Origin of the sequence: Lederbergia panacisoli, assembly GCF_024626525.1 — a bacterium.
Taxonomy (GTDB): Bacteria; Bacillota; Bacilli; order Bacillales; family Bacillaceae_C; genus Lederbergia; species Lederbergia panacisoli.
Genome location: NZ_JANJGU010000018.1, coordinates 17068 through 43139 on the forward strand (window position 1 = coordinate 17068; position 26072 = coordinate 43139).

The 26072-nt window shown below is 38.1% G+C and carries 22 protein-coding genes; 18 read left to right on the plus strand and 4 right to left on the minus strand.

Going from position 1 to position 26072, the window contains the following annotated elements; genetic code table 11:
* Window positions 1-313: 313 nt before the first annotated feature.
* From pcrB to NQ185_RS17595, 10 genes are all read left to right on the plus strand, one after another.
* Window positions 314-991, plus strand: coding sequence for a heptaprenylglyceryl phosphate synthase (gene pcrB / locus NQ185_RS17550; protein ID WP_257583325.1), 678 nt, complete (start codon window positions 314-316; stop codon window positions 989-991).
* 42 nt (window positions 992-1033) lie between these two features.
* On the plus strand, window positions 1034-3247 hold the full coding sequence (gene pcrA, locus NQ185_RS17555; protein ID WP_257583326.1) for a DNA helicase PcrA: 2214 nt from the start codon (window positions 1034-1036) through the stop codon (window positions 3245-3247).
* A 27-nt stretch (window positions 3248-3274) separates the two neighbouring features.
* Window positions 3275-5281, plus strand: a complete 2007-nt coding sequence (gene ligA, locus NQ185_RS17560; protein ID WP_257583328.1) for an NAD-dependent DNA ligase LigA — start codon at window positions 3275-3277, stop codon at window positions 5279-5281.
* Between the two features lie 41 nt (window positions 5282-5322).
* The gene (locus NQ185_RS17565) at window positions 5323-6483 is read left to right on the plus strand and encodes a CamS family sex pheromone protein (RefSeq protein ID WP_257583329.1); all 1161 of its coding nucleotides are present in this window, start codon (window positions 5323-5325) and stop codon (window positions 6481-6483) included.
* Between the two features lie 521 nt (window positions 6484-7004).
* Window positions 7005-7295, plus strand: coding sequence for an Asp-tRNA(Asn)/Glu-tRNA(Gln) amidotransferase subunit GatC (gene gatC / locus NQ185_RS17570; RefSeq protein ID WP_257583330.1), 291 nt, complete (start codon window positions 7005-7007; stop codon window positions 7293-7295).
* A 12-nt stretch (window positions 7296-7307) separates the two neighbouring features.
* A complete protein-coding gene (gene gatA, locus NQ185_RS17575; RefSeq protein ID WP_257583331.1) occupies window positions 7308-8753 on the plus strand; it encodes an Asp-tRNA(Asn)/Glu-tRNA(Gln) amidotransferase subunit GatA in 1446 nt (481 codons plus the stop codon).
* Window positions 8754-8768: 15 nt separating this feature from the next.
* Window positions 8769-10196, plus strand: a complete 1428-nt coding sequence (gene gatB, locus NQ185_RS17580; protein ID WP_257583332.1) for an Asp-tRNA(Asn)/Glu-tRNA(Gln) amidotransferase subunit GatB — start codon at window positions 8769-8771, stop codon at window positions 10194-10196.
* A gap of 551 nt (window positions 10197-10747) precedes the next feature.
* Window positions 10748-11299: a thioredoxin family protein gene (locus NQ185_RS17585; protein ID WP_257583333.1), complete on the plus strand. Its 552-nt coding sequence runs from the start codon at window positions 10748-10750 to the stop codon at window positions 11297-11299.
* 17 nt (window positions 11300-11316) lie between these two features.
* Window positions 11317-12114 (plus strand): arylamine N-acetyltransferase, encoded by a 798-nt coding sequence (locus NQ185_RS17590; RefSeq protein WP_257583334.1) that lies wholly within the window; start codon window positions 11317-11319, stop codon window positions 12112-12114.
* A 22-nt stretch (window positions 12115-12136) separates the two neighbouring features.
* The gene (locus NQ185_RS17595) at window positions 12137-12907 is read left to right on the plus strand and encodes an endonuclease/exonuclease/phosphatase family protein (protein WP_257583336.1); all 771 of its coding nucleotides are present in this window, start codon (window positions 12137-12139) and stop codon (window positions 12905-12907) included.
* 38 nt (window positions 12908-12945) lie between these two features.
* On the opposite strand, the gene NQ185_RS17600 is transcribed toward NQ185_RS17595, so the two are convergent.
* Both NQ185_RS17600 and NQ185_RS17605 read right to left on the minus strand, forming a co-directional pair.
* On the minus strand, window positions 12946-13515 hold the full coding sequence (locus NQ185_RS17600) for a hypothetical protein (RefSeq protein ID WP_257583337.1): 570 nt from the start codon (window positions 13513-13515) through the stop codon (window positions 12946-12948).
* Entirely contained in the window at window positions 13515-14369 is an 855-nt protein-coding gene (locus NQ185_RS17605; protein ID WP_257583338.1) for a hypothetical protein, read from the minus strand. The genes NQ185_RS17600 and NQ185_RS17605 overlap by 1 nt, the downstream gene beginning before the upstream one ends.
* Before the next feature lie 263 nt (window positions 14370-14632).
* Between NQ185_RS17605 and NQ185_RS17610 the strand changes: the two genes are divergently transcribed.
* From NQ185_RS17610 to NQ185_RS17630, 5 genes are all read left to right on the plus strand, one after another.
* Window positions 14633-15175 carry an RNA polymerase sigma factor gene (locus tag NQ185_RS17610; RefSeq protein ID WP_257583339.1) on the plus strand — a complete coding sequence of 181 codons (543 nt, stop codon included), beginning with the start codon at window positions 14633-14635 and terminating at the stop codon, window positions 15173-15175.
* A complete protein-coding gene (locus NQ185_RS17615) occupies window positions 15172-15633 on the plus strand; it encodes an anti-sigma factor (RefSeq protein WP_257583340.1) in 462 nt (153 codons plus the stop codon). The genes NQ185_RS17610 and NQ185_RS17615 overlap by 4 nt, the downstream gene beginning before the upstream one ends.
* On the plus strand, window positions 15626-16702 hold the full coding sequence (locus NQ185_RS17620) for a hypothetical protein (protein ID WP_257583341.1): 1077 nt from the start codon (window positions 15626-15628) through the stop codon (window positions 16700-16702). The genes NQ185_RS17615 and NQ185_RS17620 overlap by 8 nt, the downstream gene beginning before the upstream one ends.
* A complete protein-coding gene (locus NQ185_RS17625) occupies window positions 16699-17598 on the plus strand; it encodes a LiaF transmembrane domain-containing protein (RefSeq protein WP_257583342.1) in 900 nt (299 codons plus the stop codon). Before NQ185_RS17620 ends, NQ185_RS17625 begins: the two co-directional genes overlap by 4 nt.
* A 504-nt stretch (window positions 17599-18102) precedes the next feature.
* A complete protein-coding gene (locus tag NQ185_RS17630) occupies window positions 18103-19014 on the plus strand; it encodes a diacylglycerol kinase (RefSeq protein WP_257583343.1) in 912 nt (303 codons plus the stop codon).
* A gap of 225 nt (window positions 19015-19239) precedes the next feature.
* On the opposite strand, the gene NQ185_RS17635 is transcribed toward NQ185_RS17630, so the two are convergent.
* Window positions 19240-22188, minus strand: coding sequence for a glycoside hydrolase family 3 protein (locus tag NQ185_RS17635; RefSeq protein WP_257583344.1), 2949 nt, complete (start codon window positions 22186-22188; stop codon window positions 19240-19242).
* A gap of 431 nt (window positions 22189-22619) precedes the next feature.
* Between NQ185_RS17635 and NQ185_RS17640 the strand changes: the two genes are divergently transcribed.
* The 3 genes from NQ185_RS17640 to NQ185_RS17650 all read left to right on the plus strand — a co-directional run bounded on the left by NQ185_RS17640 (window position 22620) and on the right by NQ185_RS17650 (window position 25302).
* Entirely contained in the window at window positions 22620-23339 is a 720-nt protein-coding gene (locus NQ185_RS17640) for a ThuA domain-containing protein (protein ID WP_257583345.1), read from the plus strand.
* A 209-nt stretch (window positions 23340-23548) separates the two neighbouring features.
* On the plus strand, window positions 23549-24496 hold the full coding sequence (locus tag NQ185_RS17645) for a siderophore ABC transporter substrate-binding protein (protein WP_257583346.1): 948 nt from the start codon (window positions 23549-23551) through the stop codon (window positions 24494-24496).
* Window positions 24497-24588: 92 nt separating this feature from the next.
* The gene (locus NQ185_RS17650; RefSeq protein WP_257583347.1) at window positions 24589-25302 is read left to right on the plus strand and encodes an NAD-dependent protein deacylase; all 714 of its coding nucleotides are present in this window, start codon (window positions 24589-24591) and stop codon (window positions 25300-25302) included.
* A gap of 18 nt (window positions 25303-25320) precedes the next feature.
* Here NQ185_RS17650 and NQ185_RS17655 read toward each other — a convergent pair whose 3' ends face one another.
* The gene (locus NQ185_RS17655) at window positions 25321-26013 is read right to left on the minus strand and encodes a YjjG family noncanonical pyrimidine nucleotidase (RefSeq protein WP_257583349.1); all 693 of its coding nucleotides are present in this window, start codon (window positions 26011-26013) and stop codon (window positions 25321-25323) included.
* Window positions 26014-26072: the final 59 nt, after the last annotated feature.

The following is a 26072-nucleotide window of genomic DNA, read 5'->3' on the forward strand; positions in this document are numbered from 1 at the left end:
CTAATAGAATGGTCGAAACAGCTAATAGAAGCGCCGAAACATCTAATAGAGCCACTCAAACCTCTAATTAACTCACCAAAACAGCAAAAAGAACTGCAAAAAACAAAACCAATTCTAAAAACCGTATTCGGAACAAAAATTATTACAATTTATCAAGGAAACATGCCGATTCTACTCTGTTTTTCCAACACATTCCGCAATCCAAAAGCACCTAAGTATTCAGGCAAAGATTTTTCTCTTTTTCCCGAGTGCCTTACCTGTCAAAATGCTATAATGTAATATGGTATCGAAAATAATGGAGGATTTTAAGCTTATGTACGATGTAAAGGAATGGCGCCATGCTTTTAAGTTGGACCCGGATAAGGATATTTCGGATGAACATCTTGAAAAATTATGTGAATCGGGTACGGACGCCATAATCATAGGAGGAACAGATGATGTAACTTTGGAAAAAGTTCTGAATCTGATGGCAAGAGTTAGAAGATATACAGTTCCATGCGTGTTGGAAGTAAGTAATCTTGAATCAATTACACCCGGATTCGATCTATATTTTATTCCGTCGGTTTTAAATAGCCGAGATATTCGCTGGCTCTCAGGTCTGCATCACGAGGCAGTCAAGGAATATGGCGAAATCATGGATTGGAATGAAATTCTTATTGAAGGCTACTGTATATTAAACGATAATTGTAAAGCGGCGATCCAAACAAATGCTAATGCAAATATAGATGATGATGATGTTGTTGCTTATGCGATGATGGCTGAAAAGATGTTTCACATGCCCATTTTTTATATGGAGTATAGTGGCAAATATGGTGATCTGGATCTTGTTAAAAAAGTGAAGAATCAACTTTCCGAAACGAAGCTTTTTTATGGTGGCGGCATTAAAACTGTACAACAAGCACAAGAAATGGGACAGGTTGCCGATGTGATCGTTGTTGGAAATGCCATTTATGAAAATTTTCCCTTAGCATTGAAAACAGTCAATGTTTAACGTTATAATAGAACAAATGTTCCTGAACAGGCGGTGAAGTACATGCAATTTTTATCAAATCGTCTCCTTGAAGGGTTGAATCCCGAGCAGAAGGAGGCTGTAAAAACAACAGACGGACCATTGTTGATTATGGCAGGTGCCGGTAGTGGGAAAACTAGGGTACTCACTCATCGAGTTGCCTATTTAATGGTGGAAAAAGGTGTTAACCCATACAATATTTTGGCGATTACCTTTACGAATAAAGCTGCTCGTGAAATGAAAGACAGGATTGGAAGAATTATGGGCGGCACTGCTGAATCAGTTTGGATTTCTACCTTTCACTCCATGTGTGTACGTATTTTACGACGTGACATCGATCGGCTTGGCTATAGCCGCAACTTTACAATCCTCGATACGACTGACCAACTATCTGTCATTAAAAATGTCCAGAAAGACCTTAATATTGATTCGAAAAAGTTTGAACCAAGGGCGATGCTTGGTGCTATTAGCAGTGCAAAAAATGAATTAGTCACAACGAAGGAATATGAGGATCAGGCAGCAGGCTACTACGCGCAAACAGTAAGCAAGGTATATACAGAGTATCAGCGCAGACTTCGCCGAAATAATGCCCTTGATTTTGATGATTTAATTATGGTAACCATCCAGCTTTTCCAAGGGGTCCCAGAAGTGCTTGAGTTTTATCAGCGTAAATTTCAATATATCCATGTTGATGAGTACCAAGATACGAACCGCGCTCAATATCTTTTAGTCAAACTGCTTGCGGCTAGACTGAAAAATTTATGCGTTGTCGGTGATTCCGACCAGTCGATATACAGATGGCGTGGAGCTGATATTGCCAATATCCTTTCATTCGAAAAAGACTATCCGAATGCAAAAGTGATTTTATTGGAGCAAAATTATAGATCCACGAAAAGAATTTTGGAAGCAGCGAACGAGGTTATTAAAAACAATCATAATCGCAAGCCGAAAAATTTATGGACGGATAATGACGAAGGTCCAAAAATTATGTATTTCCGTGCAGATGGCGAGCAAACAGAAGCTCAATATGTTACTGGAAAAATAAAAGAAATGACGGCGAATCACGACCGCAAACTTTCCGATATCGCCATACTTTATCGGACGAACGCTCAATCCCGTGTTATAGAAGAAGTTTTATTAAAATCAAATATTGAGTACAATATCGTAGGCGGCACGAAGTTCTATGACCGTAAAGAGATTAAAGACTTGCTAGCTTATTTACGCCTAATCGCCAATCCTGACGATGATATTAGCTTACAACGGATTATTAATGTTCCGAAACGTGGCATTGGTGCAACTTCATTAGATAAAATTGCGTCATATGCAAGAGAACATGATTTATCTTTGTATCAGGCTTTAAATGAGATAGATTTTATTGGATTAGCTGGTAAAACAGCAAATGCGGCAGCTGAATTCCATGCATTAATTCGCAACTATACCCAAATGCAGGAATTTCTCTCAGTGACCGAACTAGTAGAAGAAGTGATTGAGAAATCGGGCTATGAAGAGATGCTGCTTGCGGAAAAATCATTAGAAGCCGAAAGTCGTTTAGAAAATATAAATGAGTTTTTATCCGTAACGAAAAGTTTTGAAGATGGAAGTGATGATAAGAGTCTGATTGCATTTTTAACAGACTTGGCGCTAGTAGCAGATATCGACAAACTAGATGAAGATGGTACACCAGGAGATGCTGTCACATTAATGACCCTTCACTCAGCAAAAGGACTTGAGTATCCTACAGTGTTTTTAATCGGAATGGAAGAAGGAGTTTTTCCACATAGCAGATCTCTAATGGAAGAGGAAGAAATGGAAGAAGAACGCCGGCTTGCCTATGTCGGAATCACCCGTGCGGAAGAAGAATTATTCATTACAAATGCACAGATGAGGACACTTTTCGGCCGTACGAATATGAATCCTGTTTCCAGATTTATTGCCGAAATTCCGGAAGAATTATTGGAGCATGCCCATAAAGAAATGAGACGACCTGTAGCAGCGCCAAGCTTTGCGATTGGCGGTCAAACAAGAAGCAAACCTGTTTCAAGACCAACTCCCGTTTCATCTGGAGCAGATGGGAGGCTCTGGAAAGTCGGAGATAAAGCGGAGCATACTAAATGGGGAACAGGGACGGTTGTTAGTGTAAAAGAAAAAAATGAAAGTATCGAACTCGATATTGCTTTTCCAAGTCCGACTGGCATTAAACGCCTATTGGCGGAATTTGCCCCAATCAAAAAGATATAGCAAGTGATTTTTCAGGAGGCTGACGTTATGGACCGTGAAACCGCCCTAAAACAGTTGAAAAATTTATATAGTCTATTAAACCAATACAATTATGAATATCATGTGTTGGATAACCCATCAATTCCGGATGCTGAGTATGATAATCTCATGAGGCAGTTGATTAAATTAGAGGAAGAATATCCAGAGTACATTACGCCTGATTCACCGACTAGGCGTGTTGGCGGCGAAGCTTTGTCGTCCTTCGAAAAAGTTCGGCATAACACGCAGATGCTTAGCCTCGCCAATGCGTTTTCTGAGGAGGATCTACGCGATTTTGATCGTCGAATTAGACAGGCGACAGAAGATCAATTTTCCTATATTTGTGAATTGAAAATTGATGGACTTGCCGTATCACTTCGATATGTCGATGGACTATTTATGCAAGGAGCAACTCGGGGAGACGGAACAATTGGTGAAGATATTACAGCCAATTTAAGGACAATCCGCTCCGTTCCATTAAGACTTACTGAACCATATACTCTTGAAGTTCGCGGCGAGGCCTATATGCCGAAAAAGTCATTTTTAAAATTAAATAAAGACCGCGAAGAAAATGGCGAAGTATTATTTGCTAATCCGCGAAATGCTGCTGCCGGATCATTAAGGCAACTTGATCCAAGGATTGCAGCATCACGGAACCTAGATCTTTTTCTTTACGGAATCGGGGATTATGGAACAACCGGCGTAACGTCTCATAGCGGTGGTCTCGACCTGCTTGAGCAGCTTGGACTTAAAGTGAATAAGGAAAGAAGAAAGTGTGAGTCGATTGAAGAAGTCATCGAGTATATTTATAAATGGACTGAGGATCGGCCAAAACTTGATTATGAAATTGATGGGATCGTCATTAAAGTTGATTCTATTGACCTACAGGAACAGCTAGGAAGTACGGCCAGAACTCCGCGCTGGGCTATCGCTTATAAGTTTCCTGCTGAAGAAGTCGTAACGAAACTGATTGATATTGAACTAAGTGTTGGCAGAACTGGTGTAATTACACCTACTGCAATATTGGAACCAGTTAGAGTTGCTGGAACGACTGTACAAAGAGCATCCCTTCATAACGAAGACTTGATAAGAGAAAAAGATATTAGGCTCAACGACTATGTTGTTATTAAAAAAGCAGGGGATATCATTCCGGAAGTAGTGAATGTACTAGCGGAAAGAAGAAGTGGTGAAGAGAATCCATTCCATATGCCTACTCATTGTCCGGAGTGCGATAGTGAATTAGTGCGTTTGGAAGGTGAGGTTGCCCTTCGCTGCATTAACCCAACTTGTCCAGCGCAAAGACGTGAAGGATTGATTCACTTTGTTTCTCGAAATGCAATGAATATAGAAGGTTTAGGTGAAAAAGTCATTGGGCAATTATTCTCCCTCCAGCTTGTAAGAGATCCTGCGGATATTTACTTTTTAACGAAGGATCAGTTATTGAACATGGAGAGAATGGGAGAAAAGTCGGCAACGAACTTAATCAATGCTATCCAAGCTTCAAAAGCAAATTCACTTGAAAAATTATTATTCGGTCTTGGCATCCGTCATGTAGGCGAAAAAGCGGCGAAAACTCTTGCCGAGCATTTTGAAACAATCGAAAAACTTGCTTCTGCAACGCAGGAAGAATTGCTAAATGTAGAAGAAGTCGGAGGAAAAATGGCAGATGCAATTGCAACTTTTTTTGAAAATGAAGAATTTGAACTATTAATTTCGAAGCTAAAGGATGCCGGGGTCAATATGGAATATCTAGGCATGAAAAGATCCGATACCGAAAATATAGATTCTTATTTTAATGGAAAAACCGTTGTTTTGACGGGTAAGTTGGAAAAAATGGCCCGTAACGAAGTGAAAGAAATAATTGAGTCATTGGGCGGGAAAGTTTCAGGCAGTGTAAGTAAAAAAACGGATCTTGTCATAGCTGGAGAAGACGCTGGATCTAAATTGACAAAAGCAGAAGAGCTTGGAATAGAAGTGTGGGATGAGGAAAGGCTTCTCGAAGAGCTTGCCGAGTAATATAAACCCACAATCTTTAGAAAATAAAGGTGGAAAAAAGCATGAGAAAATGGTTGGCAGTGGCTTTGGCTACAGCTCTTTTAAGCGGCTGTGTGCCAACGTTTGAAAAGAACGATGAGATTGTCCAGGATACGAACGATCAAAAGGAAAAATCCATCATTCCAAACTATCAAATTTCCGAATCATATTATCGGACAACTGTTCCGTATAAAACTAGTAAAACAAGGGGAATGGTCGTATCTAATCTAAATTCAAAATACGACATTGATGAGTTTGAAACTGGTTTAATGCGAGTTGCAAAGGAAAACTTCCCAACAGATAAATATGTATTTCAGGAAGGACAAAAGCTTGAAAAAGAGACAGTCAGTAAATGGCTAAGAAGAAAATACACCGCTGGTCAGTTGAAAGATTTAAAAATTAAAGATGAAGATAATCTAGGTCTTAATCCTGTAAATAATGAAAAAGGATCAATAGAGGCACAAAATGAAAAAAGTCCAATCTATCTTGCCCACATTCTTGAACATGACTATTTAATCAAAAATAAAGATACAGTGAAGCTTGGCGGTATTGTCATTGGTCTTGCTTTAAACTCTGTCCATTACTATCAAAAAGAAAAATATGGTGCAACGTTCGAGCAGGAAATTTCTCATAATGAGTTAGCCGCTGAAGGAAAGAAAATGGCCGAAGTCATTATTAAGCGACTTCGTTCTGATAAAGAGATTGGCGATGTACCGATTACCATTGCCCTCTTCGAGCAAAAAAGAAAAAATGCAGTCATCCCTGGAAATTTTTTCGCCTATGCACATGCCAATAAAGGAAGTGCTTCACTTAGTGATTGGAAAGCGATAGATGAAACGTATTATCTATTTCCATCAACCGTAGCGGAAACAGATCATCGTGAAGATGTAGCTTATTTTATGAGATTTAAAGACGATGTAGAGAAATACTTCCCGAATTACAATGGTGTCATTGGACAAGCTTTTTATAAAAATGATCAGTTTATCAAACTAACAATTGATATCCCCATCCAGTTATATGGAGAAGCTGAAATTATAGCCTTCACCCAATATGCGACTTCCCTTGTAATGGACCATTTCCCGGATTACATTAAGGTGGAAGTAAACGTGACATCTATAAATGGTGCTGAGGCGTTAATTGTCAGAAACGCAGGAGATAAGGAACCGTTCGTTCATATTTATTAATTGGGGTTATTGTTAGAAATTAAAACTTAAGGATTCGATTAGAACACGAATTAATATCCTAATTCAGTCTCGGTTGAGCTCGAATCGGGACTGAACCCGAAAGAAAATCCAATTTCAGTCTCGATAGCGCTTGAATTGAGACTGAACCTGAAAGAAAGTCTGATTTCAGTCTCGATAGCGCTTGAATTGAGACTGAACCTGAAAGAAAGTCTGATTTCAGTCTCGATAGCGCTTGAATTGAGACTGAACCCGAAAGAAAATCCGATTTCAGTCTCGATAGCGCTCGAATCGGGACTGAACCCGGAAGAAAGTCTGATTTCAGTCTCGATAGCGTTCGAATAGGGACTGAACCAGAATAAAATTTGCAATTCAGTCTCAATCGGTTCCAATCCCAATGGAAAATTATAATAAAAGCTTTTTTTACAATGGGGGCAAAGTGCTTGCCCTCTTGCGTTTGTCTAAGTTTTTCTGATATTATCAATAGTATTGCGAGGATCGATTTTACTTGGAGGTGTAGAAGAATGTCGAGAATAACAAAAGATCAAGTTTTGCATGTAGCACATTTAGCTCGACTTGAAATAAATGATGAAGAAGCGGAAAACTTCACTGAACAGCTTGACCGTATCATCGAGATGGCGGAGAAATTGGATGAACTGAATACTGAAAATATTAAACCGACCTCTCACGTTTTTGCACAGGAAAACGTGATGCGAGAAGATGTAGCGGTAAAAGGGTTGCCAATTGAAGATGTGTTGAGAAACGTCCCTCAACATGAAGATGGACAAATTAAAGTACCAAACATTTTGGATTAAGGGGGGACTCCCATGTCGATTTTTGATCATAGCATAAAAGATATACACGAACTTTTACATAAAAAAGAAATCTCAGTTTCTGATCTTGTAGATCATTCCATCAACCGGATTAATGAAGTTGACGGAAAAATAAAAGCGTTTCTTACAGTTGATGAAGAAAATGCTAGAACTAAAGCAAAAGAATTGAATGGCAAGATTGGGGACAATCTACTTTTCGGAATTCCGGCGGGAATGAAAGATAATATCGTTACAAAGAATCTACGTACAACATGTGCTAGTAAGATGCTTGAGAACTTTGACCCAATTTACGACGCAACAGTTATTGAAAAGTTGAATGATATGAACAGTGTAACAATCGGGAAATTAAATATGGATGAATTTGCGATGGGATCTACTACAGAAACTTCAGCATTCCAACTTACACGGAATCCATGGAATCTTGACAGAGTTCCAGGTGGATCTTCAGGTGGATCCGCAGCAGCAGTTGCTTCTGGACAAGTTCCATTTGCTCTCGGTACGGATACTGGCGGTTCCATTCGTCAACCAGCTGCATTTTGCGGCGTTGTTGGTATGAAACCTACATATGGACGTGTTTCTCGTTACGGATTAGTCGCTTTTGCATCATCTTTAGATCAAGCTGGACCAATTACACGTACTGTTGAGGACAATGCCCTTATTTTACAAGCGATTTCTGGGCTAGATGCTAAAGACTCCACTACAGTGAACAAAGATGTTCCAAATTATGCAGCCGGATTAACAGGAGATATTAAAGGATTAAAAATTGCTGTTCCTAAAGAATATTTAGGAGAAGGAGTGAGTGAAGCTTCACGCGAGTCAGTGCTTGCCGCGCTAAAAGTACTTGAAGGTCTTGGAGCCACTTGGGAAGAAGTATCTCTGCCACATTCGCAATATGGAGTTGCAACGTATTATTTACTTGCTTCTTCTGAAGCTTCCGCTAACCTTGCACGGTTCGATGGAGTCCGTTACGGATATCGGACGCCAAACCCTAAGAATCTAATGGAATTATATAAAAAGTCTCGTTCAGAAGGCTTTGGCGATGAAGTTAAGCGTCGCATCATGCTTGGTACATTTGCACTTAGCTCTGGATTTTACGATGCCTATTATAAAAAAGCTCAACAAACGAGAACGTTGATCAAGCAAGATTTTGAGGATGTATTTTCAAAATATGATGTAATTATTGGCCCAACCACTCCAACTCCAGCTTATAAAATTGGGGAAGTCGTTGATGACCCTGTTACAATGTACGTCAGAGACTTACTGACAATTCCTGTAAACTTAGCAGGTCTTCCTGGAATATCTGTTCCATGTGGATTTACACAAGGGCTTCCACTTGGATTGCAAATTATCGGGAAGCATTTTGACGAGCAAACCATTTACCGTGTCGCTCATGCGTTTGAACAAACAACCGATTTCCATAAGCAAAAACCACAATTGTAAGGGGGGAGAGACGACATGAACTTTGAAACGGTAATCGGACTTGAAGTCCACGTGGAATTAAAAACAGAATCAAAAGTATTTTCACCTGCTCCGAACCATTTTGGGGCTGAACCAAATCACAATACGACAGTTATTGACCTTGGTTATCCAGGAGTTTTACCAGTGTTGAACAAAAATGCAGTAGAATATGCGATGAAAGCTGCGATGGCAATTAATTGTGAAATTGCAACTGAAACAAAATTTGATCGTAAAAATTACTTTTACCCAGACAATCCAAAAGCTTATCAAATTTCCCAATTTGATAAACCAATCGGTGAACATGGCTGGATTGAGATAGAAGTCGATGGGGTTAAAAAGAAAATTGGTATCACACGCCTTCACCTTGAAGAGGATGCCGGGAAATTAACACATAAAGAAGATGGCTCTCTCGTTGATTTAAACCGTGCCGGAACGTCATTAATCGAGATTGTTTCTGAGCCAGATATTCGTTCACCACAAGAAGCTTACGCTTACTTAGAAAAACTGAAATCCATTATTCAATATACAGGTGTTTCTGATGTTAGAATGGAGGAAGGCTCTCTAAGATGTGACGCCAATATTTCCTTGCGTCCAGTTGGGCAAGAGGAATTTGGAACGAAAACCGAATTGAAAAATTTGAACTCCTTCAATTTTGTTCGCAGAGGTTTAGAGTTTGAACAAAAACGCCAGGAAGAGGTTCTTTTGTCAGGCGGAGTAATCCAGCAAGAAACTCGTCGCTATGATGAAGCGACTGGTGAAACAATCTTAATGCGTGTCAAAGAAGGAGCGGAAGATTATCGCTACTTCCCAGAGCCAGATCTTGTTCAGTTATATATTGATGATGAGTGGAAGGCTCGTGTTCGTGCGGAAATCCCTGAACTTCCAGACGCTCGTAAAAAACGCTATGTAGAAGAACTTGGACTTCCAGCGTATGATGCGATGGTCCTTACATTAACGAAAGAAATGTCCGACTTCTTTGAAGCGGTTCTCGCTGAAGGCGCCGAGGCGAAGCAAGCTTCCAACTGGATGATGGGTGAGGTTTCTGCTTACCTGAACTCTGAACAAAAAGAACTGCATGATACTGCGTTAACGCCAGCAGGACTCGCAGGGATGATTAAGTTAATTGAAGACGGAACAATCTCATCTAAAATTGCAAAACAAGTATTCCGTGAACTCATTGAAAAAGGCGGAGACGCGGAAACAATCGTAAAAGAAAAAGGCTTAGTGCAAATTTCCGACGAAGGCGCATTGCTTGCTATCGTCACGGAAACATTGGATGCCAACCCGCAATCCATCGAAGATTATAAAAATGGAAAAGGCCGTGCTCTCGGATTCTTAGTCGGTCAAATCATGAAAGCAACAAAGGGCCAAGCGAACCCGCCGATGGTCAATAAATTATTGAAGCAAGAAATGGATAAACGATAATAATAAGGATAGGTGCTCCGAAATGGGGTGCCTATTTTTATTTTGTTGGCCAATTATCGATAAATGAACGCATTGAAGAGGACTTTTACAGGGGTATAGCAAATCGAATAAAAGCTGTCTGTACGAGAATAGGGTCTAGCTGAACGGGAATAGAAGGTCTGAACGAGAATAGAAAGTTCTTGAACGAGAATAGATTGTTCCCGAACGGGAATAGAATGCTTCTCAACGGGAATAGAAGGAGTTTGAACGGGAATAGAAGGTCTGAACGAGAATAGGATGCTCTCGAACGGGAATAGAAAGTACTTGAACGAGAATTGGATGCTCTCGAACGGGAATAGAAGGTCTAAACGAGAATAGGATGCTCTCGAACGAGAATAGAAAGTTCTTGAAGAATAGATTCCATACGAACGGGAATATACGTTTAAACTACATTCCAATGTTTCGCGGAAAAGGGAATCGTTCAAAATCAGTTTTTTAATAAGCCTCATAGCTGAATGTAAATGAATCCTAGTATATAATAATAGGCAACTAAATAGAAAAGAGGCGGGAATATGAACTTAGTGGATTGGTTTAATAAAGGAATGACACCAGAAGAGTACATAAATTCGATGGAAAAACATCAAGAAAATTTGCAAACGATTCTTCAAAATTTTGAAGTTCCGGCAGGAGATGAGGCATCTTTAGCTAATTTAAAGAATGAAGAACTTCGTGTTATTGTCATTACAGAAGATTGGTGCGGAGATGCCATGCTCAATGTTCCTATTTTATTAAAAATAGCTGAAAAGAGTGGGCTAGAAGTTCGTATGTTGCTTCGTGATCAAAACTTGGAGCTCATTGATCAATATTTAACGAATGGTACATCAAGAGCAATCCCTATTTTCATTTTTATCGACAAAAATGGAAATGAACGTGCTGTTTGGGGACCACGATCAGAAATACAGCAGCAATATGTTGAAGAACAGCGTTCTAAGCTTCCTAATAAGGAAGATGAAAGCTTTGCGGAAAAACAAAGCGAAATGTATAGTCAAATGATGAACAGGAATGTTACGGATCCCTCTGTTTGGGACGAGGTATATAATAGTATTAAAAATAGACTTCAATAAAATCGAGGTGTTGAATGATGGAGGAAATTGCAAATCAATATTTAAACCATTTACGCTTAACGCGCGAGGAACCAAATCTTAATTATTTGCAGCGTCTCATTCAACACCATCTTACGTTCATTCCATACGAAACATTTAGTAAATTTCAATATTACACTCTGGCACCAGATTATATACCACCTCTCCCTGTCTTCGTTCAAAACATGGTAGAAAAAGGGTGGGGAGGTACTTGCTTTACACTTAATATGAATTTTGCCAGATTACTATTATTGCTAGGGTATGATTGTTCCCTAGTAAAAGTAGAACCAGGCCATCTTGCAATAATGATCACGATTCAAGATAAAAAGTATTATGTTGATGTCGGCTATGGTTCTCCAATCATGAAGCCTGTCGAGCTGGAAGCAAAAACAAGACATCATATGCATGGTTTTGGTGAAGAAATTATTTTTACAAAACTGAGTTCGGATACATATGAAATTGACCGAAGATCAAATGGTAAATCTTTTGTGAAAAAACAGATCATCTGGAAGTCATTAGCGGAAACCGATATTTCGGATGATATTCGTTCATCGTACCTGGACAGTGATGATAATATTACGATGAGAAGAATTACGGCCGTCCGTTTCAATGGTCATCAATGTTACTTTTTACGCAATCGTTCCATGAAGATCATGACGTTTCGCAATATAAGTGAAATTAAAATGAATGATTTTGACAGGTGGGAGAAGCTTGTGCGGGAAGTGTACCAAGTTGATTCCGAGTCATTACTAGATTCTGTTGAATTTTTAGCGGAACGAGGCATTCATTTATTTTGAAAATGAGGAAGGGGCTTAGTTAATGAATATACGTATTATGACGTACAATGTACGCAATGATTGTGATGCACCCCCTAATTCATGGAATGAACGGAAAGTGCTAATTCGCGATCTAATTAAAAGGGAATCTCCTGATATTATTGGGACCCAGGAATGCAAATTTAACCAAGTGCAAGATTTGGATGAACTTCTTGAAGAATATAATTGGATTGGTTTAGGAAGAGAAGGGGGCAGCAAAGGCGAGTTTATGGCAATATTTTATAAAAAAAGCCGTTTTCAAGTGACGGAATACGATCACTTTTGGCTATCTGATACCCCGGATGTTATCGGATCGAGTACATGGGGAAATGATTGTACGCGAATGGCCACTTGGGTTCACTTCCTCGATAAGAGGACGAATCAGTCTTTCTACCATTTGAATACTCATTTAGATCATGTTTCAGAGAATGCGAGAGTAAAAGGTTCGGAATTGATAGTAAAACAATCGGAAGCGTTTGATTCTTCGGCTCCAATCTTTATTACGGGAGACTTTAACACAGTTGCAGAGTCGGATTCCCATAAAGTATTTTTAAAAGGAGATTTTATAGATACATGGGATTCTGCTATTGAACGAATTCATGAAGAACTAGGCAGCTTTAATAATTTTAATGATCCGACCGGAGGAGAAGGACGAATTGACTGGATTTTATATCGTGGAGATGTAAAAGTGGGTACTCTAAAAATCGTAAACGATCAGATTAACGGTAGATTTCCGAGCGATCATTTTCCAATCGTCGTGGATATTGAAATTTAAAAAATGGTAGGCATCGTAAAAAAATGATGCCTACCATTTTATTGTTTAAAGAAATTGCGGTAACTCCACATTAAGAAAAGAATCATGACATACACGACAAAAGATGCAATTGCGCCTACTGTAATCAAAGTGATCGCCAGAGTTTCCGGTATGTTCAAAACAAATGGCATTAGAATGGCAACTACAAGTAAAGTCACGATATATATGATTAGGAGATTTTTAGTCGTTTTAGCAAGGGGCAGATTTTGATATTGATTGGCTATTTCAATGCAGCCTTGCAATAAATAATAAATAAAAGCAATATGAATTAAAGAAAGTATGGATGACGCAATTAGAATCAAGATTGTCGATGTAGAGGGGGCAATTCCCTCAAGAATATTGATTTCACCCATAAAATATTCAGGAATAGTCAATATCCCTAAAATGATGGCGAGTATTTTCGCTTTTTTAAAAAAGGATGATAATGCGTTTAAATCGCTTAAAGCGGATATGATGATAAAATAACCGATAAAATCCGGCAAGAGATCAAAGTGATTAATTTTAAAATCCAAAAATACGAGTATGAATCCCCAAAAAGTCTTCGTGAAAGCTTTACCGATGTGTGTCATTATGTTTCCCCCTGTACGATGGCTGCAATGTCTTTATCGGTTAATTCAGGTTTATAAAAGATTGTATCTGGAAAGGAAAATGTTTCACCATTTTCATCGTTGCCGACCAATTTGATTTCAAATGTATATAAATGATGTTTATTTTTATCATCCTGTTCAAATTGGATTTGGTAATCGAATGATAAGTAATCCCCTTTTTTCTTATGTATCGGGAAGGAATCTATTGTTAGAAGTTCTCCTTTTGGCGACTGAAAGTTAGGGGGCGTCCTTTCGGTGTCTCCAACATAAAGTTTTATGGATTTTTCAAATTTATCCGCATAAGGAATCTCCAGACCCGTGATGTTCACATCCTTTGTAGCAACCGCTACTGAAAATCCGGTATTGTCTGTTGATCCTCCACCAGCACGAAAATCGAATGGAGAATTGTTTTCTTTAAATTCGTGAAGAATGATTTCCCCAATATCCATTAACTTCATATCTCCATTTGAAAAATAAACCTCTAATTGAGTCATTTCCAGAGCACTTTTATTCAATTTCCGAGCAATCTCCTCCGTTATAGTTGTATATACATTTTTAAGTTGATGATGTCTATAGGTCTGATATGTTTGATCCGAAGACACGGGAAGTCTTATATCCGAATTTGGAATTATAAACCAGGAAATCTCAGTATCATCATTTCGATTAGTCACGTATTGAAATTCAAGCATACTTCCTACCCCAACTTGGGTGTCATAATAATGCTTCAACATGATTGGCTCTTTTAATTGTTTACTGACAAAAAATAAATAATTTCCAATCATACTTATGATTGCGATGACCATGCCTGTTGCTAACATGGCTGTTTTAATTTTCATATTTCGTTCCTTTCAAAAATGTTATTTAATTATCATTCTATAAATTCATATAAAACTCCTTTTTTAGTGTAGGGGGAGGCTGCTTATCTTCGTCTATTATAATAGAGGGCGAGTGTTTTAGCATCTTTACTAGATTATGGGTTTGTAAAAGATAAAGAAAATAAGTTTGCCCAACCATGATAAAATAAATTAGAAAAAAGTGTAGGGGTGGATGTTGTTCGCAACGTCTATTTTTATGCAAGGTCGGAAAGGGGGGAGAAGTTTTGGATGATGTGCTCATTGAAAAAATAAAAAACGGCAATGATCATGCGTTTCGTATTCTCGTTGAAAAATACCGAAACCATATTTTTTATACAGTGTACGGTGTTCTTCGCAACGAGAAAGATGCTGAAGATGCTGCACAAGAGGTATTTCTTAAAATCTATACTTCTCTCCCCCGTTATGAGAAGCAAGGTTTTAAAACATGGATCACGAGAATCGCCGTAAATCATGCAATCGATATAAAAAGAAAACAGGTAAGAAGGCAAGAAAACCAACAAGTAGAGTACGATGAAACCGGCCATGCCCCTCCGTCGGAAAGTGTAGAGCTGTTAGTAATTAGAAAAGAAAAAAGGGAGATCTTGCGCAAAAGGATTAAGGAATTACCGGCAAATTATCAATCAGTCGTTGAGGATTTTTACATAAAAGAGAAGACTTATCAAGAAATAGCAGTAAAACAAAAGGTACAACCGAAGACAATCGAAGTAAGATTATATCGGGCAAGGCAATGGATGAAAAAGCACTGGAAGGAGGATGATTTTTCATGAAACATATGACGTATGAAAATTGGCTCGATTACGTTCGCGATGAGCTGAATGAGGATACACGAGAAACATATGAAAACCATCTATATAGTTGTGACCACTGTCTAGAACTTTATTTAAAAGCAGTGGAAGCGACAGAATTCCAAATGCCGGAACCAGCCGGATCATCTAGCTTTACAGATTCAATTATGCAACAAGTGACAGAATTAAAAACGCCAGTAGCAAACCAAAGAAAAAAGACTTCACGGAAACAAACCATTGTTCATTATTTTGTAGCTGCAGCCGTTACGCTGCTCTTAATGTCTACAGGGGTATTTTCACATCTTATGAATATGGCCAGTTCATTTGAAAATAGTGAACAAAAACAAGCAGATTCATTTGTTCAATCATTTTTAAACAAACAAGATTCCTTTACTAATAAATTCGAAGAGATACTTAAGGAGGAGGATCGTCATGAATAAAAACCCATTTATCGCGTTTTTACTCGCATTTTTTCCCGGTGGGGGCTTGATGTACCTTGGAAAAGTATTGCGCGGTTTTTTCTATACAGCAACTGTTTTTGGAATTCCCATTGTATCAATTGCATTAGCGAGCATGACTAATGAAGGTATTTTTGCAGCTTTTGCATTAGGTGGGTTGATCATGTACATTATTAACTTCATTGATACTGTTATGTTGGCTTCAAAGCTATACCAAAAGCCGATTAATCCAGAGGATGTGGCTTTGCAACAAAAAGCCCATGATTCCGAACGTTTCTTTACAATTGTTCTATCTTTTGTACCAGGTTTAGGCCACTTCCAACTAGGATTAGTATATCGAGGAATGACACTACTTGCTTCCTTCCTTGGGGCTGCTATCATGGTGTTATTTGTTACGATGATGACTGGTCGCGAGCAATTCCTTATCTTTCTAGCAACATTGCCAATCATTTGGATTTATGGATTTTTTGATGTGATCAGGCTTCTTGATGCCAAACAAAAAGGTGAGACGCTTGTCGATAAATCCGTATTAGAAGATATAGAAAACAGGGCAGGTGACGGCAGAAAAAGTAAAGCCATAGCTACTTTACTTTCCATTATCCCAGGTGCAGGTCATCTTTATTTAGGCTTGCAGAAACGCGGCATACAGCTAATGGCTGCTTTCCTTTTCTCCATCTATATCCTTGATGTATTAAGACTTGGAATTTTCCTGTTCATCGTTCCAATTATCTGGTTTTTCAGCTTCTTTGACGGTCTCCAAAAAGCGTCAAGAGCGGAAAGTGATGTCGTCGAAGAAGATGTTCCTATTGTCTCATTTTTTATTAATCATCAAAAATGGGTTGGAATAGGGTTAATTGTTCTTGGTGTGTACTACTTAGGAACAAATATTTTATTACCACTAATCGCTCCCTATATAAAAGGTGACATCTTGTTTTTATTCTATCGTTACGTACAAACAGGAATCCTCTGTCTTTTACTTATCGGCGGAGGAATTAAACTAATGTCCGGTAAAAAAGTGCCCCAAGTGAAGGAAGAAGGTGAAAACGAATGAGAACATGGAGAGTTGGTTCTTTTTCAATGGGAGGAGCACTCGTTTTCCTCGGCGTGTTCCTTCTATTGCAACAAGTCCTTGATTGGGATCCCGCGGTAGCACTTCTATCATGGTGGCCAGTTCTATTCATTATTTTAGGAATCGAAATCCTTGTGTACTTAGCGCTTTTTAATAAGGAAAATAGCCATGTAAAATATGATTTTATCAGTATTATCTTTATCGGTTTTATTGGAACATTTGGACTTGCAGTGGCTTTGCTGCAGACTGTTGGGCTTCTCGATGCAGCAAATGACTATGTTTCTGCAGAAGTAAAAACAATGGATTTGCCTAAGTATGAGGAATCGATGCTGGATGGAATTACTAGAGTTCAAGTAGAAGCGGGATCCTATCCACTAACGATTGAAAGTACTCCGAGTAAAAAGATGACGATTTTTGGAACTTACAAAGGCGATTTTGGAAGGGATGGAATTCCTGTAAAAGAAATTTCGGACTATGCACTTGTGGAAAAACAAGGGGATACACTTTATATACGATTTAAAGAAATACCATATAAAAGATATAGTAGATATATCGGTTTCGTAGACCCTACATTACTTATCCCTGAAAATATTAATCTTGAAGTGAATGGGGATGGTAATTCATTGGAGTTGAACCCCAGAAATATGCAAAGTGATTGGAATGTTTTAGACAGTGGATATTTGGAAATTATAGTGTCAAAGGATACGAACGCAACTATGGAAGTTCAAGATTCCCGGAATTTGGATAAGAGTAAATGGGAAAACATGGAGAAATTTACAAATGAATATGAAGACAGGATAAAATCAGCGAGCCAAACTTTTGGTGCTGGAAAACATTCTATCGTTATTAAAAATGCTGATGGTGTGAATATAAAATAAACTTCGGTCGCTATTGGATCTGATTTAGATGTTGTGACAAAGCAAACTAATAATGAATGTGATCATTGTTTGTTCCGATAAGAGAATGAAATCGGATAAAATCCAGTGTTCTTGCATTTTTTCATAAAACTAAAAGTGCCGTGGAAATGTAAAAAGCAACGATGTTGTCCGATTAAAGAATTCAGGCGTCCGAAACTGTGCATAATACAACATTGTTCCTACATACTACAACGTTTCTGTCCGATTGAATACACCAACGTGCTCTTGAAGTAGAAAAACAATCTCCAATTTCAGGATAGGAATCAAAAAGTGAAAATTCAACGATGATTTGCAAGGCTACTTTCCGAACTGTTTGAAAAAGTTCACAACCTCATCATCATCCGGGCCCAATTTTGTCCACTGTTCTGGATTTTATTAAAAAAAAGAGGTATGATATGTTCGGATAAATAATTGATTATAGTAATAAGTTTCAAACATTGATTTCTTGGTGATGGGGTGATGTGAATGAAGAGAGCTCGAATTATATATAATCCGACTTCAGGCCGGGAAATTTTTAAAAGAAGTCTAGCAGATGTTTTACACAAACTTGAGACCGCCGGCTTCGAGACATCTTGCCATGCCACAACAGGTGAAGGTGATGCGATTAAAGCTGCCAGAACTGCAGTTCAACGTAAATTTGATATTGTCATTGCCGCTGGCGGTGATGGCACCATTAATGAAGTGGTGAATGGGTTGGCTGAGCAGGAATATCGGCCGAAACTTGGAGTTATTCCAACCGGAACGACAAATGATTTTGCGCGTGCTTTAAATATACCGAGAGATATTGATTCTGCCGTTGACATCATTATCAGAAATGAAACTATTCCAGTCGATATCGGTCGCATGAATGATAGCTATTTTATCAATATTGCTGGTGGTGGACGTCTAACGGAGTTGACGTATGAGGTACCGAGCAAGCTGAAAACAGTGCTTGGTCAACTTGCCTATTATTTAAAAGGGATTGAAATGCTGCCATCCATTCATGCTGCTGAAGTAAGCATAGAATACGATGGTAAGCTATTTGAGGGTGAAATTATGCTTTTCCTAATCGGCCTCACCAATTCAGTTGGTGGTTTCGAAAAATTAGCTCCTGATTCCTCCGTCAATGATGGGTTATTTACTTTGATGATTTTGAAAAAAACAAACCTAGCAGAATTCATCCGAATAGCATCATTGGCTCTTCGTGGTGAACATATTAACGATCCGAATTTAATTTATACGAAAGCAAACCATATAAAAATAAAGTCGAGAGAAAAGATGCAATTGAACATTGATGGCGAATATGGCGGGCTGTTGCCTGCAGAATTTTCAAATTTATATCGTCATTTAGAAGTATTTGTTCCAATCGATAAGATTAGGGAGCAAGATAAAGTATGATAAAAAACGAAACAGCAGGTATAGGCTGTTTTAATTTTAAAGTTTATTTACGTGTTCATCTATTATTGGCTAAACTTGAAAAATAAATTTTAAAAGCGGCCATAAAAAGGCCGCTTTCTATTTCCTAATAGATTTCAAGATTTGCAAAAGTTGACCTAGGCAGAAGTTCCTCAATAAACTTATGATTGAACGCTGTAACCGGACAAGAATCGCCAACTCAGAAGTTTAAATCCATTCTTCTAGTTCATGAATCTCAGAATATGGTTTCAATTCAATTTCAGGGTATGCCTTCTTCATTCCAATTGAATGCATGATGATATACAGGTTGTTTCTCGCACATCTTTGGACATCTCCCAATGTAATGGTCGGTTTTTTCTTCATATTCCCCTTATAGACTATACTGCGACCATTATTGGAAATGGATGCAACCTCGGTCGTAACAGGGTCTGCAAATTCTTGACGGAAATGGCCCATGCTAAATTCGTTTACATAGTTCAAGTATATAGTTTCCCCATTCACAAGGATATTGCCGTCCTTTTCTTCCGCTGTAAATCCTTCTCCAAGTTCAGCAGTTACGATATCATCACCATCAGGAGCAACAGTGAATGAGTTCCATTCTGGAAAATACACTGTCGTAAATATTTGTTCTTCCCTTATAGCAATCTGTCCATTTTCAGCAAAGGCAGGAGGAATAATTTTTGCTCCCATCACGATGTTGCGTATTCTGCTTTCGCCTCCAGGCATAATCAAATCATTTCCAGCATGCATGGAGATGGCTGGTGTAGATTGTCCACCGTTCCAGTCAGTCATAATAAGTCCTTTGAATCCCCATTCCCCACGTGCAATATTTGTATTAAGATCATAGGAATCTCCTGTAGGGATCCCATTTACTAGATTATAGGAGGTCATAATGGACATTGGCTGAGCTGTCTTAACCGCAATTTCAAAGCCTTTTAAATATATCTCGCGCAAAGTTCTCTCGCCAACGATTGTATCCACGGCATAGCGGTTACTTTCCTGGTTGTTCGCTACGAAATGCTTAATACAAGCTCCAATACCCGGATGAGATTGCATTCCTTTTGTGATGGCAGCAGCCATAATTCCAGACACTAGTGGGTCTTCGGAGAAGTATTCAAAATTTCTGCCACAAAGTGGATCTCTATGAATATTTAAGCTTGGTCCCAAGATGAGGGTAACACCCATTTCTTCTGCTTCTTCACCCATTGCTCTTCCTACTTCATATAGAAGTTCAGTGTCAAAGCTTTGTCCGAGCAATACTCCTACTGGCCAAGCAGTACAATACTGGTTACGAGTTATTTTTTCTCCAGTTTCAATATTTGTTGCTTCAAATTCTTGATTGACTCTTATTCCCGCAGGACCATCGGCTAGTACAATGGATGGAATTCCGTATTTTTCAAAGAAATCAGGTGCTGTTTCTCCGGCTGCTCCGGAAACTGTACTCGAATTTCCACCAACTATTGGGGCATTTTCATTGGATACACCCCAACCTGTACCACAATTTAATTTTGCTAATTCATGTAGAGCCATTTGCGCTGTAAAATATTCTAATGATTCTTTTCCATCCCATACATCTTTTAATGAAATGGATTTTTTCTCAAGAAGTTCTACCTTTTCGTAATCTAACTGTGCCTTATAGCCTGAATCAAACGTATATGTAGTGATTTCTTCATTTTTATAAGGTGAAGGATTATGCAAAACTTCAATTTCACTGCCATCTATTTCTATTATTTTAATAGAGGGATTGCTCCAGTCCTCCTCAGGCGTATAGGATATCGCTCCTTTTTTACTTATTTCTTGAAGTTCCTCAGAAAGAGGATATTCATTTAGAAGCTGCTCTGTTATAACAGGTTTTGTTAACTTAAGTAACAACACAGGTTTTGTATTACGGGACGAATTTCCAATCCGAATACGGTACTCTCCACTGTCTAACTTGTAATAGGCGCCATTTTCATGGTAGGAAGCCATATCGCGGATGCGAAAACGAAGATTTAGGTTCTCGCACTCTCCCGGTGCCAATTCCTTTGTTTTGGCAAAGGTGGCTAGTTCTTGAAAAGGCTTTTCCGCTCCTTCTACTTCGCTCCAACCTCCTGGCGCGGAATAATATGCTTGTACCACTTCTTTTCCTGAGAAGGTATCACCCGTATTCGTGACGTTAACGCTGAGTTTAACCCACTCCCCACAAACCACCATATTTAAACATTCAATTGAAAAATCCGTGTAAGAAATACCATATCCGAACTCGTAAAATGGCTTGATGCCGAATGTATCGAAATAACGGTAGCCTACATAAATACCTTCTTCATACTTTTCTTTGTCTACATTATTGTCATTATAAGAAAATGTTTCAGATGCCGGATAATCCACATATTTTTTCGCCCAAGTATCAGTAAGTTTTCCACTCGGAGTTACTTTTCCTGATAAAACATCAAGAAGAGCATCGCCACTCTCTTGTCCAGCTTGGGACATCAAAAGCACGGCAGAGATACCAGGAATTTCAGATAGGAAATCCATATCAATAACTCCACCAATATTAAGAACGAGAATGGTTTTTGGAAACGCAGTTGCAATCCTTTGCAAATTATCTAGCTCCACCTTGCTTAGCTGGTAGTCCCCTAATTCGTGCTCGACTCCTTCTATAGTAATCGTTTTAGTCATAGTTCGATCTGTGCCTTCACCGGAATTCCTAGAGAGTACATAAATGGCAGTATCAGTCTCTCCAGCACAATCAGAAAGCTCATCATCTGTAATGGTCATTTCTGGATAGGCGAAAGTGATCATCGGATTTCCCACGACCTTCGCCATTTCCTTGTCGTAACGTACAGCATAATCATTCAATACCTCTTTACTTAAAACCTCATATCCTTCCCGTAAGAATGAATCCATAATATTTATATGATATCTAGGACTTTGATTCACATCCGCAGCCGCTCCACCTGAAATTCCCCCATTAAACGGATCCCCAGAACCTGTTCCTCCTCGAACAGTACGGATAGCACCGCCACCGAATAAAGCAATCTTCTTTTTATCTTGATCTAAAGGAAGGGCCCCATGATTATTTTCCAGGAGTACCATTCCTTGTGTAGCAGCCTTTCTAGATAACTTTGCGTTTCTTATTTCCCTTTCGGACATTGGAGCTCGCATTTCATTATTCATCTAACTTTCTTCCTTTCTATTCTTGTTGCCTTTATTAGATTCAAAACAATTGAATTAGTTTTTATGGTACAAATTCTTTAATTTTCCCAATCATCACTAAAGCAATCGCTTTCTAGAATTTCCAACCATAAACTTAGATCTAGTTATTCACCTCATTTTTCAAGAATTTTGTAGCTTAACCAAATTATAATCCTAAATTAATAAAATAGAAAAATATATGAAAAATAAATAGGATTTAACGAAAATTTCGCTATAACCTAATCTGAATTTTAAATTTGGTCGAAAACCAACTTTATTAAGGTTATTTACTTGTTCATCTATTGTATTATTGCTATATTAAAAATATTAGAAGTAGTTCATTACTTCACAATGAAAGCGGTTTAAACTCTATTTTAAGAGATTAAATAAAAAATTTCGAGGGAGAGAAAGTCATGAAAATCACGGTTTGGAATGAAAATCGGCATGAAAAGTCGAATCAGGTAGTTGCTGATATTTACCCTGAAGGCATTCATGGAACAATCGCGAAGGCCCTTGCTGAAAATGGATTTGATGTTAAGACAGCAACTTTAGATGAACCTGAGCATGGATTAACTGAGGAAGTACTTAGTGAAACTGATGTACTATTTTGGTGGGGACATATGGCTCATCATGAAGTTTCTGATGAAATTGTGAACCGTGTACATAAACGCGTATTAGAAGGAATGGGTCTAGTCGTTTTACATTCTGGACACTTCTCGAAAATATTCCAAAAATTAATGGGAACGACCTGTAATTTAAAATGGCGTGAAGCCGACGATCGAGAAAGACTTTGGGTTGTTGATCCTTCGCATCCAATTGCGGAAGGCATTGGCGAATATATAGAGCTTGAAAAAGAAGAAATGTATGGAGAGCATTTTGACATTCCAGCACCAGATCAGCTTGTATTTGTAAGTTGGTTTGAAGGGGGAGAGGTCTTTAGATCTGGATGTACTTACCAAAGAGGAAACGGTAAAATCTTCTACTTCAGACCTGGACACGAAACATACCCAACTTATCACAATAAGGAAGTTCAAAAGGTACTTGTGAATGGAGCGAAATGGGTAAGCCCATCGAATCGTCCATATCCTACATACGGAAACGCAAAACCTTTAGAGGAAATTTCAAAAAAATAATGTAACTAAAATCCCTGTCGCAAATTCAACAGGGATTTTTTTTTGAGAAAATCATTGAAAATATTTAGATATATGGTATATTACTAATTGAGAATGAATATCATTGTCATGTAAACTGAAAAGGAGGACTATTTAGTTTTTTTTTAATAATGAATGATAATGGTTATCAATATTGATTTTACATAAAAAAATTTAAGAGGTGAAGATAGTTGAAAAAATCTATTTCTATATTAATAATTTCAGCTTTAATGCTTATCATTTCTGCTTGTGGAACGAATGAAAAGAAAAACATTGAAGAGAATACTGGTGCCAATCCAGCCGAAGAATTGACAATAAAACACATGCTAGATGAGACAAAAGTTAAAAAGAATCCTGAGAAAATAGTAGTCTTTGATTTTGGATCACTTGATACATTAGATAAACTAGGAATCGAGCCTATTGCATTACCAAAGACAAACATCCCGAAGTATCTGGAAAAATATGGGGACGAAAAATATGAAAATGTTGGAAGCTTAAAAGAACCTGATTTTGAAAAAATCCATTCCTTAAAGCCAGATTTAATTATTATTTCAGGTCGACAAATGGAACTGTATGATGAATTCAAAGCAATTGCCCCTACTATTTACCTAGGTGTTGATACCGAAAAATATATGGAATCATTTGAATCAAATGCTAGAACGATTGGTGAAATATTTGATAAAGAAGATGAGGTAAATAAAGAACTAACTGCAATTGAAGATAGCATTAAAGCATTGAAAGAAGAAGCATCTAACTTGGATGGGAAATCTTTAGTTGTGCTTGCGAATGAAGGAAAGGTAAGTGCATACGGTCCAAAATCTAGATTTGGAATCATCCATGATGTATTTGGATTTGCGCCTGTAGACGATACAATTGAAGTATCAACACATGGACAGGGAATTTCTTTTGAGTATATTGTTGAAAAAAATCCAGATTATCTTTTTGTAGTTGATAGAGGCGCAGCTGTAGACGGAGAATCTTCAGGAAAACAAATTGTTGAGAACGAAATGGTAGAAAAAACAAACGCTTATAAAAATGATCACATCATTTATTTAGATCCGGATTTTTGGTATTTATCCGGAGGTGGACTTGAATCTGTTGCAAGCATGGTAAAAGAGGTTGAAGGTGCATTAAAATAATGACAAAAGGATTGCTTCATAATAATGGAGCAGTCCTCTTTTTTGTTTAGTGATATAATGATAGCAAATGAAAGTGTAAAGGGGTTATTACATTGCTTTCACAATGGTTGAAGGACTCTAATTATACAGTTATTTTAACCGGGGCTGGGATGTCGACAGAGAGCGGATTGCCGGATTTTCGTTCTTCTGGTAAAGGACTTTGGACTAAAAAAGATCCGAGCGAAATTGCTAGTACAGAAGCATTGAATAAAAACGTTGAGGAGTTTTTTCAATTTTACCGACACCGTGTGCTTGGCTTGAATCAGGCGAAACCCCATCAAGGGCACGAAATTCTGGCCATGTGGGAACAGCAAGGTCTTCTAAAAAGCATCATCACTCAAAATATTGATGGCTTTCATTCAGAGGCGGGGAGTCAAAAGGTATTAGAACTCCATGGTACAATGAAAAAAGTCCATTGTGAGTCGTGTGCTAAGGAATACGGTAATGAGAAATATGCGAATGAGGAATTTATGTGTGAATGTGGAGGGAAACTACGTCCATCTGTTGTCTTATTCGGTGAAATGCTGCCTGAAGAAGCATTATTTCAAGCGGCTGAAGAAAGCGAAAAAGCGGAATTGTTTATCGTGCTCGGTTCTTCCTTGACCGTTACTCCAGCAAACCAATTTCCTATTATCGCAAAACAAAATAGCGCAAAGCTAGTTATTATTAATATGGAACCGACAGACTTCGATATATATGCTGATCTCGTTATCAATAACCGAAAAATCGGAGAAATATTAAAAGAAATAGATGAAGATCTCTCCTGAATGCAGAAGAGATCTTTTTTAAATGGCTTTTAGCATATTAAGATTTTCAATCATATATTTTGGGCGAATGTCTTTTTCAATCGTATGACCGAGGCGATTATAGAAACAAAAATCTATGCCCGCATTCAAAGCACCGAAATAATCGTCATGCAGTGAATCCCCAACAAACAAGGCGTCTGTCCGCTGGATGTCTAATCTTCGCAACGCTTGATTAAATATTTCCTTATCCGGCTTCCAATATCCCACTTCATCCGAAATAATCAATTCTTCAAAGAAATGATCAATCCCACCAGCAGAAAGCCTCCTTCTTTGTGCTTCGCCAATTCCGTTTGAAATAATCGCCAATCGATATTTACCGTGTAAATGGGATAATAGCTCCTGTGCGTATTCCTCGAAATCACAAGCCTCACAAAAAGTATTCCAATAAAAATCGGCTAAAAGCTTAGATTCCGAGCTATCAAGATTTAGGTTTTTAAACGTGTCGTTGAAGGAATACTCTAATACTTGATAAATCGAGTAATTGGATTTTACTCGATCATTCCAATAGTTAGTGTTAATTGTTGTATACACATTCCAAAATTCGTCCCACGTAAACAATTCCCTGTGAATTAATCCATGTTCCTCAACTGTTTTTTGCATCGATTTTAATTCGCTGAGAGAATAGTTTAATAGAGTATTATCCAAGTCAAAAATGATAGCTTTATAATCCATGAATAACATCCTTTAATTATTTTAGTATTTAGGTTACCGCAAATCACAAAAAAGAGCAA

Excerpts from the sequence above, each read along its gene's own strand:
- pcrB (WP_257583325.1), top strand. The coding sequence starts at position 314 with ATGTACGATGTAAAGGAATGGCGCCATGCTTTTAAGTTGGACCCGGAT.
- pcrA (WP_257583326.1), top strand. The coding sequence starts at position 1,034 with ATGCAATTTTTATCAAATCGTCTCCTTGAAGGGTTGAATCCCGAGCAG.
- ligA (WP_257583328.1), top strand. The coding sequence starts at position 3,275 with ATGGACCGTGAAACCGCCCTAAAACAGTTGAAAAATTTATATAGTCTA.
- NQ185_RS17565 (WP_257583329.1), top strand. The coding sequence starts at position 5,323 with ATGAGAAAATGGTTGGCAGTGGCTTTGGCTACAGCTCTTTTAAGCGGC.
- gatC (WP_257583330.1), top strand. The coding sequence starts at position 7,005 with ATGTCGAGAATAACAAAAGATCAAGTTTTGCATGTAGCACATTTAGCT.
- gatA (WP_257583331.1), top strand. The coding sequence starts at position 7,308 with ATGTCGATTTTTGATCATAGCATAAAAGATATACACGAACTTTTACAT.
- gatB (WP_257583332.1), top strand. The coding sequence starts at position 8,769 with ATGAACTTTGAAACGGTAATCGGACTTGAAGTCCACGTGGAATTAAAA.
- NQ185_RS17585 (WP_257583333.1), top strand. The coding sequence starts at position 10,748 with ATGAACTTAGTGGATTGGTTTAATAAAGGAATGACACCAGAAGAGTAC.
- NQ185_RS17590 (WP_257583334.1), top strand. The coding sequence starts at position 11,317 with ATGGAGGAAATTGCAAATCAATATTTAAACCATTTACGCTTAACGCGC.
- NQ185_RS17595 (WP_257583336.1), top strand. The coding sequence starts at position 12,137 with ATGAATATACGTATTATGACGTACAATGTACGCAATGATTGTGATGCA.
- NQ185_RS17600 (WP_257583337.1), bottom strand. The coding sequence starts at position 13,515 with ATGACACACATCGGTAAAGCTTTCACGAAGACTTTTTGGGGATTCATA.
- NQ185_RS17605 (WP_257583338.1), bottom strand. The coding sequence starts at position 14,369 with ATGAAAATTAAAACAGCCATGTTAGCAACAGGCATGGTCATCGCAATC.
- NQ185_RS17615 (WP_257583340.1), top strand. The coding sequence starts at position 15,172 with ATGAAACATATGACGTATGAAAATTGGCTCGATTACGTTCGCGATGAG.
- NQ185_RS17620 (WP_257583341.1), top strand. The coding sequence starts at position 15,626 with ATGAATAAAAACCCATTTATCGCGTTTTTACTCGCATTTTTTCCCGGT.
- NQ185_RS17625 (WP_257583342.1), top strand. The coding sequence starts at position 16,699 with ATGAGAACATGGAGAGTTGGTTCTTTTTCAATGGGAGGAGCACTCGTT.
- NQ185_RS17630 (WP_257583343.1), top strand. The coding sequence starts at position 18,103 with ATGAAGAGAGCTCGAATTATATATAATCCGACTTCAGGCCGGGAAATT.
- NQ185_RS17635 (WP_257583344.1), bottom strand. The coding sequence starts at position 22,188 with ATGAATAATGAAATGCGAGCTCCAATGTCCGAAAGGGAAATAAGAAAC.
- NQ185_RS17640 (WP_257583345.1), top strand. The coding sequence starts at position 22,620 with ATGAAAATCACGGTTTGGAATGAAAATCGGCATGAAAAGTCGAATCAG.
- NQ185_RS17655 (WP_257583349.1), bottom strand. The coding sequence starts at position 26,013 with ATGGATTATAAAGCTATCATTTTTGACTTGGATAATACTCTATTAAAC.